The organism is Allopusillimonas ginsengisoli, from assembly GCF_004153455.1.
GTDB lineage: Bacteria > Pseudomonadota > Gammaproteobacteria > Burkholderiales > Burkholderiaceae_B > Allopusillimonas > Allopusillimonas ginsengisoli.
The window spans coordinates 330,837-343,763 of the sequence record NZ_SDQE01000003.1 but is presented as its reverse complement, the minus strand read 5'-3'; the positions used below and the strand labels follow the sequence as shown (position 1 = coordinate 343,763).

Annotated in this window: 19 protein-coding genes; all 19 read left to right on the top strand. The window is 55.7% G+C overall.

Annotation, left to right across the window (positions count from 1 at the left end):
* The first annotated feature begins 116 nt into the window (after positions 1 to 116).
* The 19 genes from ERE07_RS09670 (at position 117) to ERE07_RS09580 (ending at position 12,925) form a co-directional block, all read left to right on the top strand.
* Positions 117 to 437 (top strand): hypothetical protein, encoded by a 321-nt coding sequence (locus ERE07_RS09670; protein WP_130008601.1) that lies wholly within the window; start codon positions 117 to 119, stop codon positions 435 to 437.
* On the top strand, positions 427 to 801 hold the full coding sequence (locus ERE07_RS09665) for a RusA family crossover junction endodeoxyribonuclease (RefSeq protein ID WP_130008600.1): 375 nt from the start codon (positions 427 to 429) through the stop codon (positions 799 to 801). The genes ERE07_RS09670 and ERE07_RS09665 overlap by 11 nt, the downstream gene beginning before the upstream one ends.
* A complete protein-coding gene (locus tag ERE07_RS09660) occupies positions 798 to 1,127 on the top strand; it encodes a hypothetical protein (RefSeq protein WP_130008599.1) in 330 nt (109 codons plus the stop codon). The genes ERE07_RS09665 and ERE07_RS09660 overlap by 4 nt, the downstream gene beginning before the upstream one ends.
* Before the next feature lie 201 nt (positions 1,128 to 1,328).
* Positions 1,329 to 1,763: a hypothetical protein gene (locus ERE07_RS09655; RefSeq protein ID WP_130008598.1), complete on the top strand. Its 435-nt coding sequence runs from the start codon at positions 1,329 to 1,331 to the stop codon at positions 1,761 to 1,763.
* A 186-nt stretch (positions 1,764 to 1,949) separates the two neighbouring features.
* Positions 1,950 to 2,486, top strand: coding sequence for a terminase small subunit (locus ERE07_RS09650; protein ID WP_130008597.1), 537 nt, complete (start codon positions 1,950 to 1,952; stop codon positions 2,484 to 2,486).
* On the top strand, positions 2,476 to 3,723 hold the full coding sequence (locus ERE07_RS09645; protein ID WP_130008596.1) for a PBSX family phage terminase large subunit: 1,248 nt from the start codon (positions 2,476 to 2,478) through the stop codon (positions 3,721 to 3,723). The genes ERE07_RS09650 and ERE07_RS09645 overlap by 11 nt, the downstream gene beginning before the upstream one ends.
* Positions 3,723 to 5,813: a portal protein gene (locus ERE07_RS09640; RefSeq protein WP_130008595.1), complete on the top strand. Its 2,091-nt coding sequence runs from the start codon at positions 3,723 to 3,725 to the stop codon at positions 5,811 to 5,813. The genes ERE07_RS09645 and ERE07_RS09640 overlap by 1 nt, the downstream gene beginning before the upstream one ends.
* Before the next feature lie 2 nt (positions 5,814 to 5,815).
* The gene (locus ERE07_RS09635) at positions 5,816 to 6,091 is read left to right on the top strand and encodes a hypothetical protein (RefSeq protein WP_130008594.1); all 276 of its coding nucleotides are present in this window, start codon (positions 5,816 to 5,818) and stop codon (positions 6,089 to 6,091) included.
* Positions 6,088 to 6,381: a hypothetical protein gene (locus tag ERE07_RS09630; RefSeq protein ID WP_130008593.1), complete on the top strand. Its 294-nt coding sequence runs from the start codon at positions 6,088 to 6,090 to the stop codon at positions 6,379 to 6,381. The genes ERE07_RS09635 and ERE07_RS09630 overlap by 4 nt, the downstream gene beginning before the upstream one ends.
* Positions 6,381 to 6,587, top strand: a complete 207-nt coding sequence (locus ERE07_RS09625) for a hypothetical protein (RefSeq protein WP_130008592.1) — start codon at positions 6,381 to 6,383, stop codon at positions 6,585 to 6,587. Before ERE07_RS09630 ends, ERE07_RS09625 begins: the two co-directional genes overlap by 1 nt.
* Before the next feature lie 107 nt (positions 6,588 to 6,694).
* Complete coding sequence (locus ERE07_RS21655; RefSeq protein WP_167670805.1) at positions 6,695 to 7,627, top strand: hypothetical protein; 933 nt, start codon at positions 6,695 to 6,697, stop codon at positions 7,625 to 7,627.
* 10 nt (positions 7,628 to 7,637) lie between these two features.
* Positions 7,638 to 8,582 (top strand): DUF5309 domain-containing protein, encoded by a 945-nt coding sequence (locus tag ERE07_RS09615; RefSeq protein WP_130008591.1) that lies wholly within the window; start codon positions 7,638 to 7,640, stop codon positions 8,580 to 8,582.
* Positions 8,583 to 8,617: 35 nt separating this feature from the next.
* Complete coding sequence (locus tag ERE07_RS09610; protein WP_130008590.1) at positions 8,618 to 8,932, top strand: hypothetical protein; 315 nt, start codon at positions 8,618 to 8,620, stop codon at positions 8,930 to 8,932.
* Entirely contained in the window at positions 8,929 to 9,519 is a 591-nt protein-coding gene (locus tag ERE07_RS09605) for a phage adaptor protein (protein WP_130008589.1), read from the top strand. Before ERE07_RS09610 ends, ERE07_RS09605 begins: the two co-directional genes overlap by 4 nt.
* A complete protein-coding gene (locus ERE07_RS09600; protein WP_130008588.1) occupies positions 9,516 to 10,961 on the top strand; it encodes a hypothetical protein in 1,446 nt (481 codons plus the stop codon). Before ERE07_RS09605 ends, ERE07_RS09600 begins: the two co-directional genes overlap by 4 nt.
* On the top strand, positions 10,958 to 11,257 hold the full coding sequence (locus tag ERE07_RS09595; protein WP_130008587.1) for a hypothetical protein: 300 nt from the start codon (positions 10,958 to 10,960) through the stop codon (positions 11,255 to 11,257). Before ERE07_RS09600 ends, ERE07_RS09595 begins: the two co-directional genes overlap by 4 nt.
* Positions 11,227 to 11,682, top strand: coding sequence for a hypothetical protein (locus ERE07_RS09590; protein ID WP_130008586.1), 456 nt, complete (start codon positions 11,227 to 11,229; stop codon positions 11,680 to 11,682). Before ERE07_RS09595 ends, ERE07_RS09590 begins: the two co-directional genes overlap by 31 nt.
* On the top strand, positions 11,652 to 12,623 hold the full coding sequence (locus tag ERE07_RS09585; protein WP_130008585.1) for a hypothetical protein: 972 nt from the start codon (positions 11,652 to 11,654) through the stop codon (positions 12,621 to 12,623). The genes ERE07_RS09590 and ERE07_RS09585 overlap by 31 nt, the downstream gene beginning before the upstream one ends.
* Positions 12,623 to 12,925, top strand: a complete 303-nt coding sequence (locus tag ERE07_RS09580; RefSeq protein ID WP_130008584.1) for a hypothetical protein — start codon at positions 12,623 to 12,625, stop codon at positions 12,923 to 12,925. The genes ERE07_RS09585 and ERE07_RS09580 overlap by 1 nt, the downstream gene beginning before the upstream one ends.
* The last annotated feature ends 2 nt before the right edge of the window (positions 12,926 to 12,927 follow it).

Genomic DNA, 12,927 nt, shown 5'->3' with positions numbered 1-12,927 from the left:
GCGCTACGTAAAGCTACTTCGCCCCAGCCGCGAAAAGCAAGACCAATACTTAGCCGGCCTGCCTACCCATGAGCGAGAGCAGACCATCGATATATTGAGAAAGGAGAGGGCTTCCCATGGCTGACGATCAATACCTATCCCCATGCCCCTTTTGCCAAGGCCCGCCCAAAGCGTGGGTATGCGAATCCCCGTTCAGCGGACCGATTCCACGCAAAGACGATTATGGCGACGAGGGAGCAATGGCGTATGGCTTTGTTTCTTGTCATGAATGCGGCTCGCAGGGCCCAGCCTATGGTGAGTGGATCCATGACTCCCAGGACTGGGATGCCGTGCGTAAGGAAGGAATGAGGCTGTGGCAGGAGCGCAATAGCCGACACATAAGCCTGTTTGTGGCAAACATTGAGCTGAACAAAGAGGAATGCGCGGATGCAACTTGACCGCTTGACCATCACTTTGCCCTGGGTTGACTCACGCTTGATGCCCAACCGTAAGAACGGGCTGCACTGGGGACGATCACAGGAAGCCAAAGTACGGGCTCGCCAGGACGGGCATATGAGCGCGCTGGTTGCATTGGGGCGAAACACGATGCCGCTGTCAACAACCATTCCGGTCAAGATCACGTTCGCAGCGCCTGACGGGCGTCATAGGGACTTGGACAATCTTCTGGCTGCCAGCAAAGCAAGCCTGGATGGAATCGCCAAAGCGTTGGGAGTCGACGACAAATGTTTTCGCCCGCTGACCATCGACGCGGCGATAGACACTCGAAAACAAGGTTTTGTAATCGTGGAGATAGGACTATGAACCCTCAAGAGCTCAAGCAAGCAGTGGCCGAGAAGATTGCCAACGACTATGGGATATGGGTCAACCGCCATCTACCGATGCGGGCCCTGTGTCGCAAGGTCATGGAGCATACCGGCAATCGCATCCCGACTGGGCAGTCCGACAGCATGTACTTGCACAACTTCATCAAGCCACCGGTCTACACCCCGCTGACGATCATTCCGTTTCGGCCAATGGTGGCAAAGCCCCATATGCGCCAAGCCGACATCAACGCAGCCCAGCCGCCCTTTGCCACGATTCACGGGGTAGGCAATGGGGCTGAGCCGAGCCCGGTGTGGAGACGGTAGACATGGGACTGACTTACATGGATGGCGAAGACTATTTCAAGTATCGCCGCAACTCAGAGCGGTTAAATAAGCCTCGCATCACATTTTGCTCAGGGCTATGGTTTTGCGAGTCCCCACATGGCGGATCTATAGCGACTGGCGGTAGCCCGCAAGAATCATACAAGAAGTGGAAATTGGCTCGTAAGATTAGGAAACTGTGACATGGCCGATCAAGCATTCGAAGATCGCTTAGAGAACTGGGGCCGCTACTGGCGCAGATCACGCGTCGGCTACGCATCCAGCCCCACGGCTATTGTGTGCGAGCAGATGGCGATTGCCGCCGGAAAGACCATCACAGACGGCTATCGTGAGCTTCACCCAAGGCCTGAGATAGACGAGGTCGATGCGCAAACCATCGAATGGTGTTGGACCAAGTCATCGTATCGCTTAGATGCGAGAGTGCGGGCAATCTTGAAAGCCCATTACGTCAGCAGCAACGATAAGCGGGCGACATGCAGGGCGTTGCAAATCAGATTGCGCTCCTACGATTCGTTCCTCTTGGATGCTGTGAGCCAATTCCAACAAGTTGTTGCGCTGTTAGAGGGCATGGGGCATAATACCGTCAAGACAGACAGACAACCGGCGAAAGCTGTGTAGAAAGCCCTAAAGGCGGTCGGCCCGTCTCCGACTGAAACGAATTTTTGAAGCCTCGCAAATCCTGCGGGGCTTTTTTGCGTTTGTCTCCTCCCCCGGCGTTACGACGCCCTTCGCCCCAGGTTGATCACATCGATCCCCGGGGCTTTTCTTTTGGAGCGACCAACCAGTAATGGAGTCGCAAGTGATATGGCCAAGCTTACCGCGAAACAGCAAAGGTTCGTCGAGGAATACCTTGTCGATCTGAATGCCACTCAAGCGGCTGTGCGGGCTGGGTACTCAAAGAGGACGGCAAGACAGATAGGGGAAGAGAACCTGTCAAAACCTGACATCGCTCAAGCGGTGCAGGAAGCCCAGATCAAACGCTCTGAGCGCACCGAGATTACCCAAGACATGGTGTTGATGGAGTTGGCAAAGCTGGGGTTCGCCAACATGCAGGACTATATGCGTGTTGGTGCTGATGGCGACCCGTATTTGGACTTTTCTGCCTTGACACGAGATCAGGCGGCAGCGCTTGTCGAAGTCACTGTTGAGGACTTTAAGGAAGGTCGCGGGGAGGATGCTAGGGATGTGCGCCGGGTGAAGTTCAAGCTGGCCGACAAAAAAGGCGCCCTGGTCGATATCGGAAAGCACCTGGGCATGTTTAAGGATCGTGTCGAGCATTCTGGGCCAAACGGCGGGCCTATGGAAATGAACCACCGTATCGAGTTCATCGGTGACGATTAAGTTTCCGAAGAAGCTCCGGTTTCTTTTCCAGCCGTACCGATACAAGGTCGCCCACGGTGGGCGGGGTTCTGCCAAGTCCTGGTCATTCGCCCGCGCCTTGCTGCTGCAGGGCACGACAAAGACCGTTCGGGTGCTGTGCGCCCGGGAAGTGCAACTGTCGATCAAGCAGTCAGTACATAAGCTGCTCAAGGACCAGATCGAGCTATTGGGCCTCACGAGCTTCTACGAGGTGCTGGAAACCGAGATTCGGGGCATCAATGGTACGGAATTTTCCTTTGCCGGCTTATCCAAACAAACGGTCGATTCGATCAAGTCGTTTGAGGGCGTAGACATTGTTTGGGTGGAAGAAGGCCAGTCAGTCAGCAAGAAATCCTGGGATGTGCTGATACCGACGATCCGTAAGGCTGGGTCGGAAATATGGATCAGCCTTAACCCAGAACTGGAAACGGACGAGACGTATCAACGGTTCATCGCCAACCCGCCGCCCAATTCCTGTGTCGTGCAAGTCAACTATCACGACAACCCTTGGTTTAGCGAGGAACTGGAAGCGGAGCGCATCCACTGCCAACTAACGGCGCCAAAGGATTACGACAACATTTGGCTTGGCAAGTGCAAGCCTGCGGTCTCTGGCGCCATCTACTACGACGAAGTAGCGGCAGCCGAGGAAGGCCAGCGCATTACCAACGTACCGTATGACCCGATGCTCAAGGTTCATGTCGTGTTTGATCTTGGCTGGAATGATGCGATGGCAATCTCGCTCATCCAGAAAGGGCCGGCTGACATTCGGGTGATTGAGTACATTGAGGACTCGCATAAGACGCTGGATCACTATTCAGCGTTGCTCAAGGGCAAGAGCCTTAACTGGGGTGATTTGTACTTGCCTCACGATGGGCGCAACAAGGACTTTAAGACCGGCAAATCAGCCGAAGAAATCATGACCGCGCTAGGGTGGTCGGTCAAGATCACACCGAACATGAGCATCGAGGCTGGCATCAGACTTACTCGCATGACATTTCCCCGGATGTACTTTGATAAGGCTAAGACCGAGCGCCTAATTCAGTGCGCCAAGCGGTACAGGCGGTCAATCAACCAGCAAACGAACGAGCCAGGAGCGCCAATGCATGACGAATGGAGCCACGGCGCTGACAACTTACGGTATGTCGCGGTCAATGCCGAGAGCATGACCAACGAAACTTGGGGCGGCGAGATTCACTACCCGTCGCTAGGGAAATTTTAATGATCGACGAAGACGACTTCGCCCGGATACTGGATAGCGCCATTACTGACGCTGAGCACTGGCAGACTGAACACCTGTCGGCTGATCGCGAGCGCAATTACCGGTACTACCTAGGCCAGGCTGAGCCAGCGCTTGAAGGAAGGTCTCAGGCCGTCTCATGGGATGTGTTCGAGACAATCGAATCAGCCATGCCTGATCTCATTGAGATATTCCTATCCGGTGAGAACATTGCCGAGTATGAGCCGGTCGGGGTCGAGGACGAGCCATTTGCAGGCCAAGCGACCGATTACATCAATTACATAGTCTCCAAGCAAAATCCGGGCTTTCTGATCTTTTCCACATGGATCAAGGATGCCTTGCTCTCGAAAATCGGCATTGTTCGTGCATATTGGGCCGAGAACGAAAGCGTAGTGGATCGCCGCTATACAGGGCTTAACGAGCTGCAACTGACGCAGTTGCTGCAAGACGACAGTATTGAGGTGGTCGAGCAGTCAGCCAAGGATGACCCGGCAGACATTGCTGCGCGTGAGCAGGCGCAAAGCGCAATCAACACGCTAGATCCAGAGGTCCAGCAGCAGGTTATGGCGCAGTTGGCCATGCCGGTTGCGCAGGTATTCGATGTGAAGCTTCGTAAGACGCAAAAGAAGGGGCGCGTCTACATTGATAACGTCCAGCCTGAAAACTTCATCATCACACCAAGAGCCAAGACGATTGCCGCGGCTGACATCGTGGGCGAATTCAAGATGATGACTCGCTCGGACATGATCGAAGCGGGCTATAAGCGCTCATTGGTCGAGAACGTTCAGTCTTTCGAGACGGCAGCCGATGACGAGGGTATTGCGCAGATCGCCAATGAAGATGCGGTATCGGGCTGGCCTGATACAGACCCAACGGACGATTCGACCGAAGAAATCCGGGTGTTCGACGGCTTTATTCGCCTTGATTACGATGGCGACGGCCTGGCCGAATGGCGAAAGGTGGTACGCGCTGCAAACGTGATGCTGCTTAACGAAGAGGTCGATTGCCCTGATTTTTGCACCATTTCCCCGATTCTTATTCCGCATAGGCTTGTTGGCGTGGGGTTGGCTGATACGGTTGCGCCGATACAGGAAACCAGCACTGCGATGCAGCGTCAGTACGTTGATTCGCTCATGCTGGCGAACAATCCGCGCACCTATGTAAACGTGGATGCGCACGTTAATCTTGACGATCTGCTGAATAACCGTGTTGGCGGCATGGTGCGCGGCAAAGGGCCGATGCAAAACGCTGTGTCGCCGCTTGTGACGACCAATGTCGCTCAATCCGCGCTCGAAGGCATCGAGTTTATGGATTCGCGCCGAGAGAATAGAACCGGCATCACGCGCTACAACCAGGGGCTTGATGCTGACAGTTTGAATAAGACCGCAACCGGCGTGACAAAGATCATGTCAGCCGGGGACGCTCGCAAGCGCATGATGGCCCGCATCATGGCTGAAACCGGCATTAAAGACCTGTTTCGCCTGCTGCTGAAAATCGTCACGAACAATCAGGACAAGGCGGCAACCGTGCGCCTTCGTGGCGAGTGGGTCGAGTTTGACCCTTCTCAATGGTCACCAGAGATGGATGTGACTATCGAAACGGGTAGGGGCAGCGGGGATAAGTCGCAGACTATCGGCATCATGCAGATGGTGCTGGAAGTGCAGAAAGAAGCGTTGATGTCTGGCTCGTCCCTGGCTGATGAGCAGAAAATCTACAACACGCTTGACTCACTCCTGAAAGCGGCTGGCATCAAGGGGATTGATAAGTACTTTAACAATCCTGAGAAACAGCCTCCGCAGGAAGCTAAACCGCCTGAGCCATCGCCTGAGGAAGCCATTGCCCGCGCAACGGTCGAGGCTGAGCAGATCAAGGCGGGCGTGAAAGAGAAGGAAATCCAGGCCGATTTAGAGATGAAGGGCATGGAGTTGCGGATGAAGGAAATCGAATTGGAAATCAGGCGCGACGAACTCGCCCTGAAACGCTCCGAGGCTGAGCATGATGCCCAAATGAGCGAGCGAGAGCAGCAGCGTAAAGAGTACGAGACGCTGCGCCCACAACCTATAGGAGCTTGATCATGGCATACCTTATTCACAGCCCATCGGTGGCGATTCGCAAGCTTGATGTGCTATCAGGCACCGAGGACGCAGAGCTTGGCAGCATGGCGCTTACCCCTGAGGGTGGCCGGTACGTGCTGACCGCCATTGGCTGGGTAAGCGTGGATAGCGACACACTGCCCGATGGCGCCAAGGTGACAGTAGAAAGCGGCGACGGCTTGGTTTCCCTTGAAATCACCATTGCCGATGGCGTGGCGACCATTCCAGACGGCTATACGCTGGCCGAAGACGCATGAACGATCAAGATCAGCAGGATCACAACCGGGCCGAACAGGCGCGCCAGATCATCGAAAACGATCTGGTGGTGTTCACGCTTGCGAGGATGCGCCGCGATATATACGAGCTGTGGGCTGATACAAGCCTGAACGCCGAGCAGCGTGAGGAATTGCACCGCCAGCACATGGCGCTTGAGCGTTTTGTGGCCGCTTTTGACGTGTATCTACAGAATGGTGCGCAGGCAAGGGCGATGCTTGGGCTGCCGGCAGAGAGCAAATCATTCTGGCAGCGCATCACGGAGCATTTCTAATGGCACGAGCAAAGAAATCCGAGGTTGCACAGACCTTATCGGATTACATCACGGAGCATGAGGACGCCGCGCAGGCGGTGGGCGTTGTGCTTAACCGAGTCACCTATCCGGGCGCAGCTATGGAGCTACGTCAGGGGCGCTACGGCGGTATTCGCGTAGCCGATGGGGAGTTGGGTGCGGTTTATAGCGACGGCTCCAAGCACTGATTTTACGGGCGTGTTGCGGCCCTTTGACAGCAACCCGAGAAAGACCAATCGAATAGCCGCCTTAGGGTGGCTTTTTTGTTGTCGAAGTCAAACCTCAAGGAAGAACCATGGATCAAATCGCAGAACTTGTTGGCCAGATGAACGAGGCGGCTGAACCCGCCGAAGAACTCGAAACAGATCAACCGGAGACGGAATCGCAGGACGAGTTAACGGACATCGAGGACGAGCAAGAGGACGAAACCGAAGCAGATGATGCCGAGTCGCAAGACGAGGACGAGGAACAACCGGAAACGGACTCCCTGGATGATCAATCTGTCACGTGGAAGACCGCCAGCGGTGAAGAGTTTACAGCCAGCGTATCCGAGCTTAAAGCCGGGTATATACGTAATCAGGACTACACGCAGAAAACGCAGGAATTGGCGAAAACTCGCGATCAGGTTCATCAACAGATTCAGCAGCAATTCAAGCAAGTCGAGCAATACGCGTCAGAGCTTGGGCAGTTGAGCATGCAGGATCAGTACGTCAAGCAGTTGGAAGCCCAAATCGGGCAGATGAGCCGCCATGACGACCCGCTTGCCTACAACAATGCCATCTCCGAGCTTCTTATGGCCCAACGACAGCGTGACGGGTTGGCCGCCCAAATCACGCAGGTTCAACAGGGACGCACTGCCGAGCAGCAGCAGGCCTTCGCGCAAGCTCAGCAGCAAGCGGCCCAGGAGTTGACCTCAGGCCCGAACGCACTGCCCAACTTTGGCAAGGAACTGGTGCAGAAACTGAACGATACAGGCAAGGGATACGGATTATCTGATGAGGAACTGTCCACGATCACGGACCCCCGGCACATCCGGATATTGCACGACGCGATGAAGTACCGCGAGCTGCAAGCCAAAAAGCCCGAAGCCTTAAAGAAAGTGTCATCGGCAAAACCGGCGCGCCAAACGCGTTCAGTGCCGCCATCTCGCATACAAAAGGTCGCAAAATCATTCGATGCCAACCCCTCTATCGAGGCGATGGCCGCATTGATGAGCGCCGCCAAGTAAAGGAACCATCATGGCCAAACTGGCAAATACATTCACCACTTACGACGCGGTTGGTAACCGCGAATCGCTGGCTGACAAGATCTACCGCATCAGCCCCGAAGAAACCCCTTTTGTGTCGGCCATCGGCAAGGGCAAGGCGAAAGCCGTGTTCGAAGAATGGCAGACCGACGATCTGGCCGCGCCATCGAACAACAAGGTTGTTCAAGGCAACGAAGCCAGCCCCGCAGCGGTAACGCCCACTGTTCGCATGGGTAACCGTACGCAGATTTCCGAGAAAACCTACGCGGTTACCGGCACCCAGGAAGCGGTCGATAAGGCTGGGCGCAAGTCCGAAGTGTCGTATCAGGACGTCAAGAAGATGGTCGAGCTCAAGCGCGACATCGAATTTGCGGCCCTGCAAAACAGCACCGCTATCGCCGCGGCTGATGGTACGGCTCCACAGTCTCGTGGCGTACTGGGTTTCATCCACACCAATACCAGCATTGGTGCGACCGGCGATGACCCTGACCCCGTAGCCAACACCGCGCAAACCGATGGTACGCAGCGCGCCTTTACCGAAACGCTCCTGAATGAGGCCGCAACCAAGGGGTGGAATAACGGCGCCAAGGCCAATCTCTCGCTGTATGTGCCTTCGTCTCAACGTGCGGCCTTCTCCGGGTTCGATGCGAACGCGACAAAGAACTACCTTATCAAGGATAAGGAACTGACCGCGACCATTGACGTGTACCAGGGCGACTTCGGCACATACAAGGTCGTAAACAGCCGCTACCAGCGTCAGCGCGAGGTATTCGGCATCGATCCGTCCGGCTGGTCGATCCTCACGCTTCGCCCCTTCAAGCCGATTGAACTGGCGAAGACGGGCGATAACGTCAAGAAGCTGGTCAACACCGAGTGGACGCTCAAGTGTGACAACCCACTCATGAACTTCGCAATCCGCGATTTGACCACTTCGTGATAGGAGCGGGCCGGGGCAACCTGGCCCGTTTTCATATGGCCGGACAGATCATTACCGCAGAGCCAGGCAGGGTTACCAAGTTTCATGCCGACGATGGCAAATTCCATATCCAGACAATAGCGGATGTGGAGCCTGTTTTAGAGCATGCCAAGGCGCTTTCTAACGAAGGCTTGGACAGAAACGCGATAGGCGACCGGCACCTTGCCCGCATTCCGATTGTGGTGCTAAACGCGTGGGCTGCCAAACGGGGCGTGACGTTCGATGCGGTCATGCAGGACGTGACATTGCTTCGTGAATTCCTCTCAGACCCGGATCACTCTCACTTTCGTGTCTACAAAGGCGCAATATGAGCATTTCCACCTATTCAGACTTGCAGGCATCGGTTGGGCGCTGGTTGCACCGTGCTGATCTGGCCTCTGTTGTGGCCGATCTCATTACCTTTGCCGAGGCGCGTCTGAATCGCAACCTGCGCGTGCGTCAGATGGAGCAATCCAGTAGCGAAACCATCGTATCCAGCGAGATTGCGCTGCCAGACGACTGGATAGAATTTGTTGGCGCCCCGATGTTAGGTGATACGCCACTGGATTTTGTGACCCGCGACCAGTACAAGGCGCGTCGAGGCTGCTATGGGAATTACTACACCATCATGGGCTCTACGCTGCTCATCGGGGCGCAAATCCATGATTCAGCGCAACTGAGCTTCGATTATTACGCCAAGATTCCAGCCCTTTCTGACTTCGTTGAGTCAAACTGGCTGCTGGCAGACGGCCCTGACATTTATCTGTATGGCGCGCTCTTGGAAGCTGAGCCATACCTAAAGAACGATGCCCGTATCGAGACTTGGCGCGGCCTATTGCAGGTAGCGCTTACTGACATTCAAGCAGCTTCTGACAGAGCCAAATACTCTGGCGGGACTCTCATTATGAGGCGCGCATGATCCCGCTGCTTGGTTTTATGCCAGACGCCGATCCCACGGTATCAGGCGCGATTCTCGATTGTGAGAACCTGATTCCGACTGCCAAGGGTTTTTCCGCGGCGAACTCGCTGGCTGATACGGGCACTCAAGTATTGCCCGGTGAGTGCCGCGGGGCAGGGCTTGCCGTGCTGCTGACCAACGCCAGGCGCTTATTTGCCGGCACGCCTACCGCGATCTACGAGAACATATCGGGTGAATGGGCGGACGTATCACGTGATGGCGGCTATTCGTCCGGCGCTGAGAATCGCTGGCGCTTTGCTCAATTCGGAAATGTAACCCTTGCGGTCAATCAGCAGGACGTAATGCAGGCGTCGGCAAGCGGCGCGTTTGCTGATATTGACGGCGCGCCAAAGGTCCGGATTATTGAGGTTGTGGCCGGGTTTGTCATGGCGCTAGCCACAACCGACACCATTAACGGTGACGAGCCGGACAGGTGGTGGTGCTCTGGCCTCTATGATCACACCGCATGGGCGCCCTCACAGGCAACGCAAGCGGCAACCGCACGGTTTATCGATTCTCCCGGAGAAATCAGGGCGGGCCGAAAGTTGGGTAACACGATGGTCGTATACAAGGAAAATTCCATGTATATCGGCGAATATGTCGGCCCTCCAGTTATTTGGGCATGGCAACAGGTACCGGGCGAGATTGGCGCATCGAGCCAAGAGGCGGTTGTCTCCATTGGCACGGCGCATCTGTTCTTTGGAGCGGATGATTTCTGGATATTTGATGGCTCTCGCCCTGTCCCGATTGGCGCGCCCATCCGGGACTGGTTTTTAGAGCACTCAAACCCGAAGTATCGGTACCGTATCCAAGGCTATTACGACCGCCTTGCCGCCGTTGTGTATTGGCACTACGCATCCTCAGACTCAATCGGCGAGCTGGATGCTTGCCTTGCGTATAACGTCAAGACGCAGCGCTGGGGAAAAGTCACGCGGCCTATCTCAGCGTTTGTCGAATACGCGGCTCCCGGCGTGACTTACGACACGCTAGGCAATCTGTACGAGACCTACGACGATATAGCCGATATTCCGTACGATTCGCCGCAATGGTTCTATCAAAAGCCGGTACCGGCAGTCATGACGCCTGATGGCTACCTGATGCTGGCTACCGGAACACCTGAACGAAGCTCGATCACGATCAACGATATAGGCGACGACACGCAGTACACGACCTTGCGCGGCGTTATTCCCCGGTTCTTGAAGACGCCGCTTTTGGGCAGCCTTCACGCCTACTACAAAGCAGGCGAGGGTGATGCATTGGAGCCGGGTGAGGTCGCCGAGCTATTTGATGGTCGCTTTGACTTCATGTGGTCGGCCCGTTGGCACCGCGTCACGATGCAATATCAAGGCGCAATGGAGACCAACGGCTTTGATGTGGATCTTGTTGTGGATGGTTCGCGATGAAAATTTCCGCTGACCCGCGCCTGCCTATCGATGGCGGCATATCGCCCAGCCTGAACGTGCGTCTCTATGAGCTATTTCGCAGTATCGCAGCGTCTGTAAACGGACTGGCTGAGGGACGAATCATGGCTGTCTATAACGCAGCAACCGAGCCGCCCACTACCGGTGAACATTACCAGGGCGACTTCATCCGCAATCGCGAGCCAGTGGACGCAGGGGGCTACATCGTCACTGGCTGGATATGTGTGGAATCTGGAAGCCCCGGAACATGGAAGGAATGCAGGTGCGCGACGGTTTGACGCTGTACGTTGTCGGCGCGGCCCACATTGATCAGGCATGGCGTGAAGGCGCGCATAAGTTGTCCGAGGCAACCAAACGGGCACAAGGTGAAGTGACTGCCGACCAGTTAAAGATGCAACTAGCCCGCGGGGAATTAACGCTGCTTTGCCTGCGAGGCGATCAGCCGGATTCATGGTATGCGGTCGAGTTCATTCAAAAGCCAAACATGAGAGTGCTGTTTATCCACGCGATGGCGGCAAGTGGGGCGACAACGAATGAAGCGATGCAGCTCATTGACGATTACGCCCGTTCAGGCGGGGCTAGCGCTATTGATTGCGCATGTTATGGGGCTGCGGCCCGGATATTTGCCCGCTTCGGGTTTAACGAGATATACAGTATTGCGAGGAAACCACTATGGCTGGCGGCGGCGGACCAAAAAACGTAACTCAGACGACCAAGCAGGAGGTTTCTCCTCAGCTTGCGCCGTATCTGGCTCCCTTTATGCAGCAGGCGTCCTCGGTCGCCATGCGCCCCTATGAATCGTATGGCGGTGATCGGATTGCAGGCTTCACGCCTGACCAGCAAGCCGGGTTCCAGATGGCGCGTGATCAAGCTCAGTTGGGCCAAAAGGGCATTGCTGGTGCGATGGGCGGGCTGAATGACACGATCAGTGGCCAGTACCTGAACCGTGATCCGGGCACAAACGCCTTACTGGGGATGGATAACCCGTATCTGCAAAGCGCCATTGATTCAGCGCAGGGCGATGTAAAGCGTCAGTTCGAAAACTCGGTGTTCAACAATACCGATGCAACGATGGCCCGCGCTGGCGCATTCGGTGGATCGGCCTGGCAACAGGCGCAAAGCGAGAACGCCCGTCAAATGAGCAATGAACTAGGCCGGGTATCGAATGACATGAGAATGGCCGACTACGGCCTACAGGCTCAATTGGGCGAATCTGACCTTAACCGGCGTCAAGGCGCATTCGATTCGGAGCGTGGCAGGCAGTTGGCAGCCGCTGGCATGATGCCGGGGCTAAATGCAGCCGGGTATCAGAATAGCCAAGCGCTCCTGGGGATCGGTGGCGCTCAGCAAGCCATGAATCAAGGCGGGCTGGACGTGAAATACAACGACTGGCTTAACAAGCAGAACTATCCCAATCAGCAGTTGGATGTGATGGGCAATGCGATCCGAACACTGATGGGCGGCGGCGGGACGCAGACTTCGACTGCTCCGAATCCGAACCAAACGAATTCGATTGCCGGTGCGTTGGGTGGGGCTTTGGGCGGCGCTTCACTTGGAGGCAGTTTGTTTCCAGCCGCTGCTGGGGCCACGCCCTGGGGCGCAGGTATAGGCGCTGGCCTTGGCTTACTAGGAGGTATGTTGTGATGAATCAACCATTTGGCGGCATGTTTGGTGCTCCTGCAATCCAGCCACAACAGCCCGGACTATTGGGCATGGCGTATTCGCAACCTGCTTTCGGTGGTCTATTGGGTGGTCGCGGCGGCGATGAAAAGACCCAGTACGAACAGATGGCCTCACCTTACGCTCAGTGGGCCGCGCAGCAGCTTGCGCAGGTAGCCCCGCAAGCGCAGCCTGAGCCGGTTCAGCAGCCACAAATAGACCCGCGCCAGCAGCAACAAAACAACCTGTGGAACTACTACAACAACAGTAGCTACAACAACTCCTGAGG

Bases quoted from the DNA above. Each gene is read 5' to 3' on its own strand.
- ERE07_RS09670 (WP_130008601.1), top strand. From the start codon at position 117: ATGGCTGACGATCAATACCTATCCCCATGCCCCTTTTGCCAAGGCCCG.
- ERE07_RS09665 (WP_130008600.1), top strand. From the start codon at position 427: ATGCAACTTGACCGCTTGACCATCACTTTGCCCTGGGTTGACTCACGC.
- ERE07_RS09660 (WP_130008599.1), top strand. From the start codon at position 798: ATGAACCCTCAAGAGCTCAAGCAAGCAGTGGCCGAGAAGATTGCCAAC.
- ERE07_RS09655 (WP_130008598.1), top strand. From the start codon at position 1,329: ATGGCCGATCAAGCATTCGAAGATCGCTTAGAGAACTGGGGCCGCTAC.
- ERE07_RS09650 (WP_130008597.1), top strand. From the start codon at position 1,950: ATGGCCAAGCTTACCGCGAAACAGCAAAGGTTCGTCGAGGAATACCTT.
- ERE07_RS09640 (WP_130008595.1), top strand. From the start codon at position 3,723: ATGATCGACGAAGACGACTTCGCCCGGATACTGGATAGCGCCATTACT.
- ERE07_RS09635 (WP_130008594.1), top strand. From the start codon at position 5,816: ATGGCATACCTTATTCACAGCCCATCGGTGGCGATTCGCAAGCTTGAT.
- ERE07_RS09630 (WP_130008593.1), top strand. From the start codon at position 6,088: ATGAACGATCAAGATCAGCAGGATCACAACCGGGCCGAACAGGCGCGC.
- ERE07_RS09625 (WP_130008592.1), top strand. From the start codon at position 6,381: ATGGCACGAGCAAAGAAATCCGAGGTTGCACAGACCTTATCGGATTAC.
- ERE07_RS21655 (WP_167670805.1), top strand. From the start codon at position 6,695: ATGGATCAAATCGCAGAACTTGTTGGCCAGATGAACGAGGCGGCTGAA.
- ERE07_RS09615 (WP_130008591.1), top strand. From the start codon at position 7,638: ATGGCCAAACTGGCAAATACATTCACCACTTACGACGCGGTTGGTAAC.
- ERE07_RS09610 (WP_130008590.1), top strand. From the start codon at position 8,618: ATGGCCGGACAGATCATTACCGCAGAGCCAGGCAGGGTTACCAAGTTT.
- ERE07_RS09605 (WP_130008589.1), top strand. From the start codon at position 8,929: ATGAGCATTTCCACCTATTCAGACTTGCAGGCATCGGTTGGGCGCTGG.
- ERE07_RS09600 (WP_130008588.1), top strand. From the start codon at position 9,516: ATGATCCCGCTGCTTGGTTTTATGCCAGACGCCGATCCCACGGTATCA.
- ERE07_RS09595 (WP_130008587.1), top strand. From the start codon at position 10,958: ATGAAAATTTCCGCTGACCCGCGCCTGCCTATCGATGGCGGCATATCG.
- ERE07_RS09590 (WP_130008586.1), top strand. From the start codon at position 11,227: ATGGAAGGAATGCAGGTGCGCGACGGTTTGACGCTGTACGTTGTCGGC.
- ERE07_RS09585 (WP_130008585.1), top strand. From the start codon at position 11,652: ATGGCTGGCGGCGGCGGACCAAAAAACGTAACTCAGACGACCAAGCAG.
- ERE07_RS09580 (WP_130008584.1), top strand. From the start codon at position 12,623: ATGAATCAACCATTTGGCGGCATGTTTGGTGCTCCTGCAATCCAGCCA.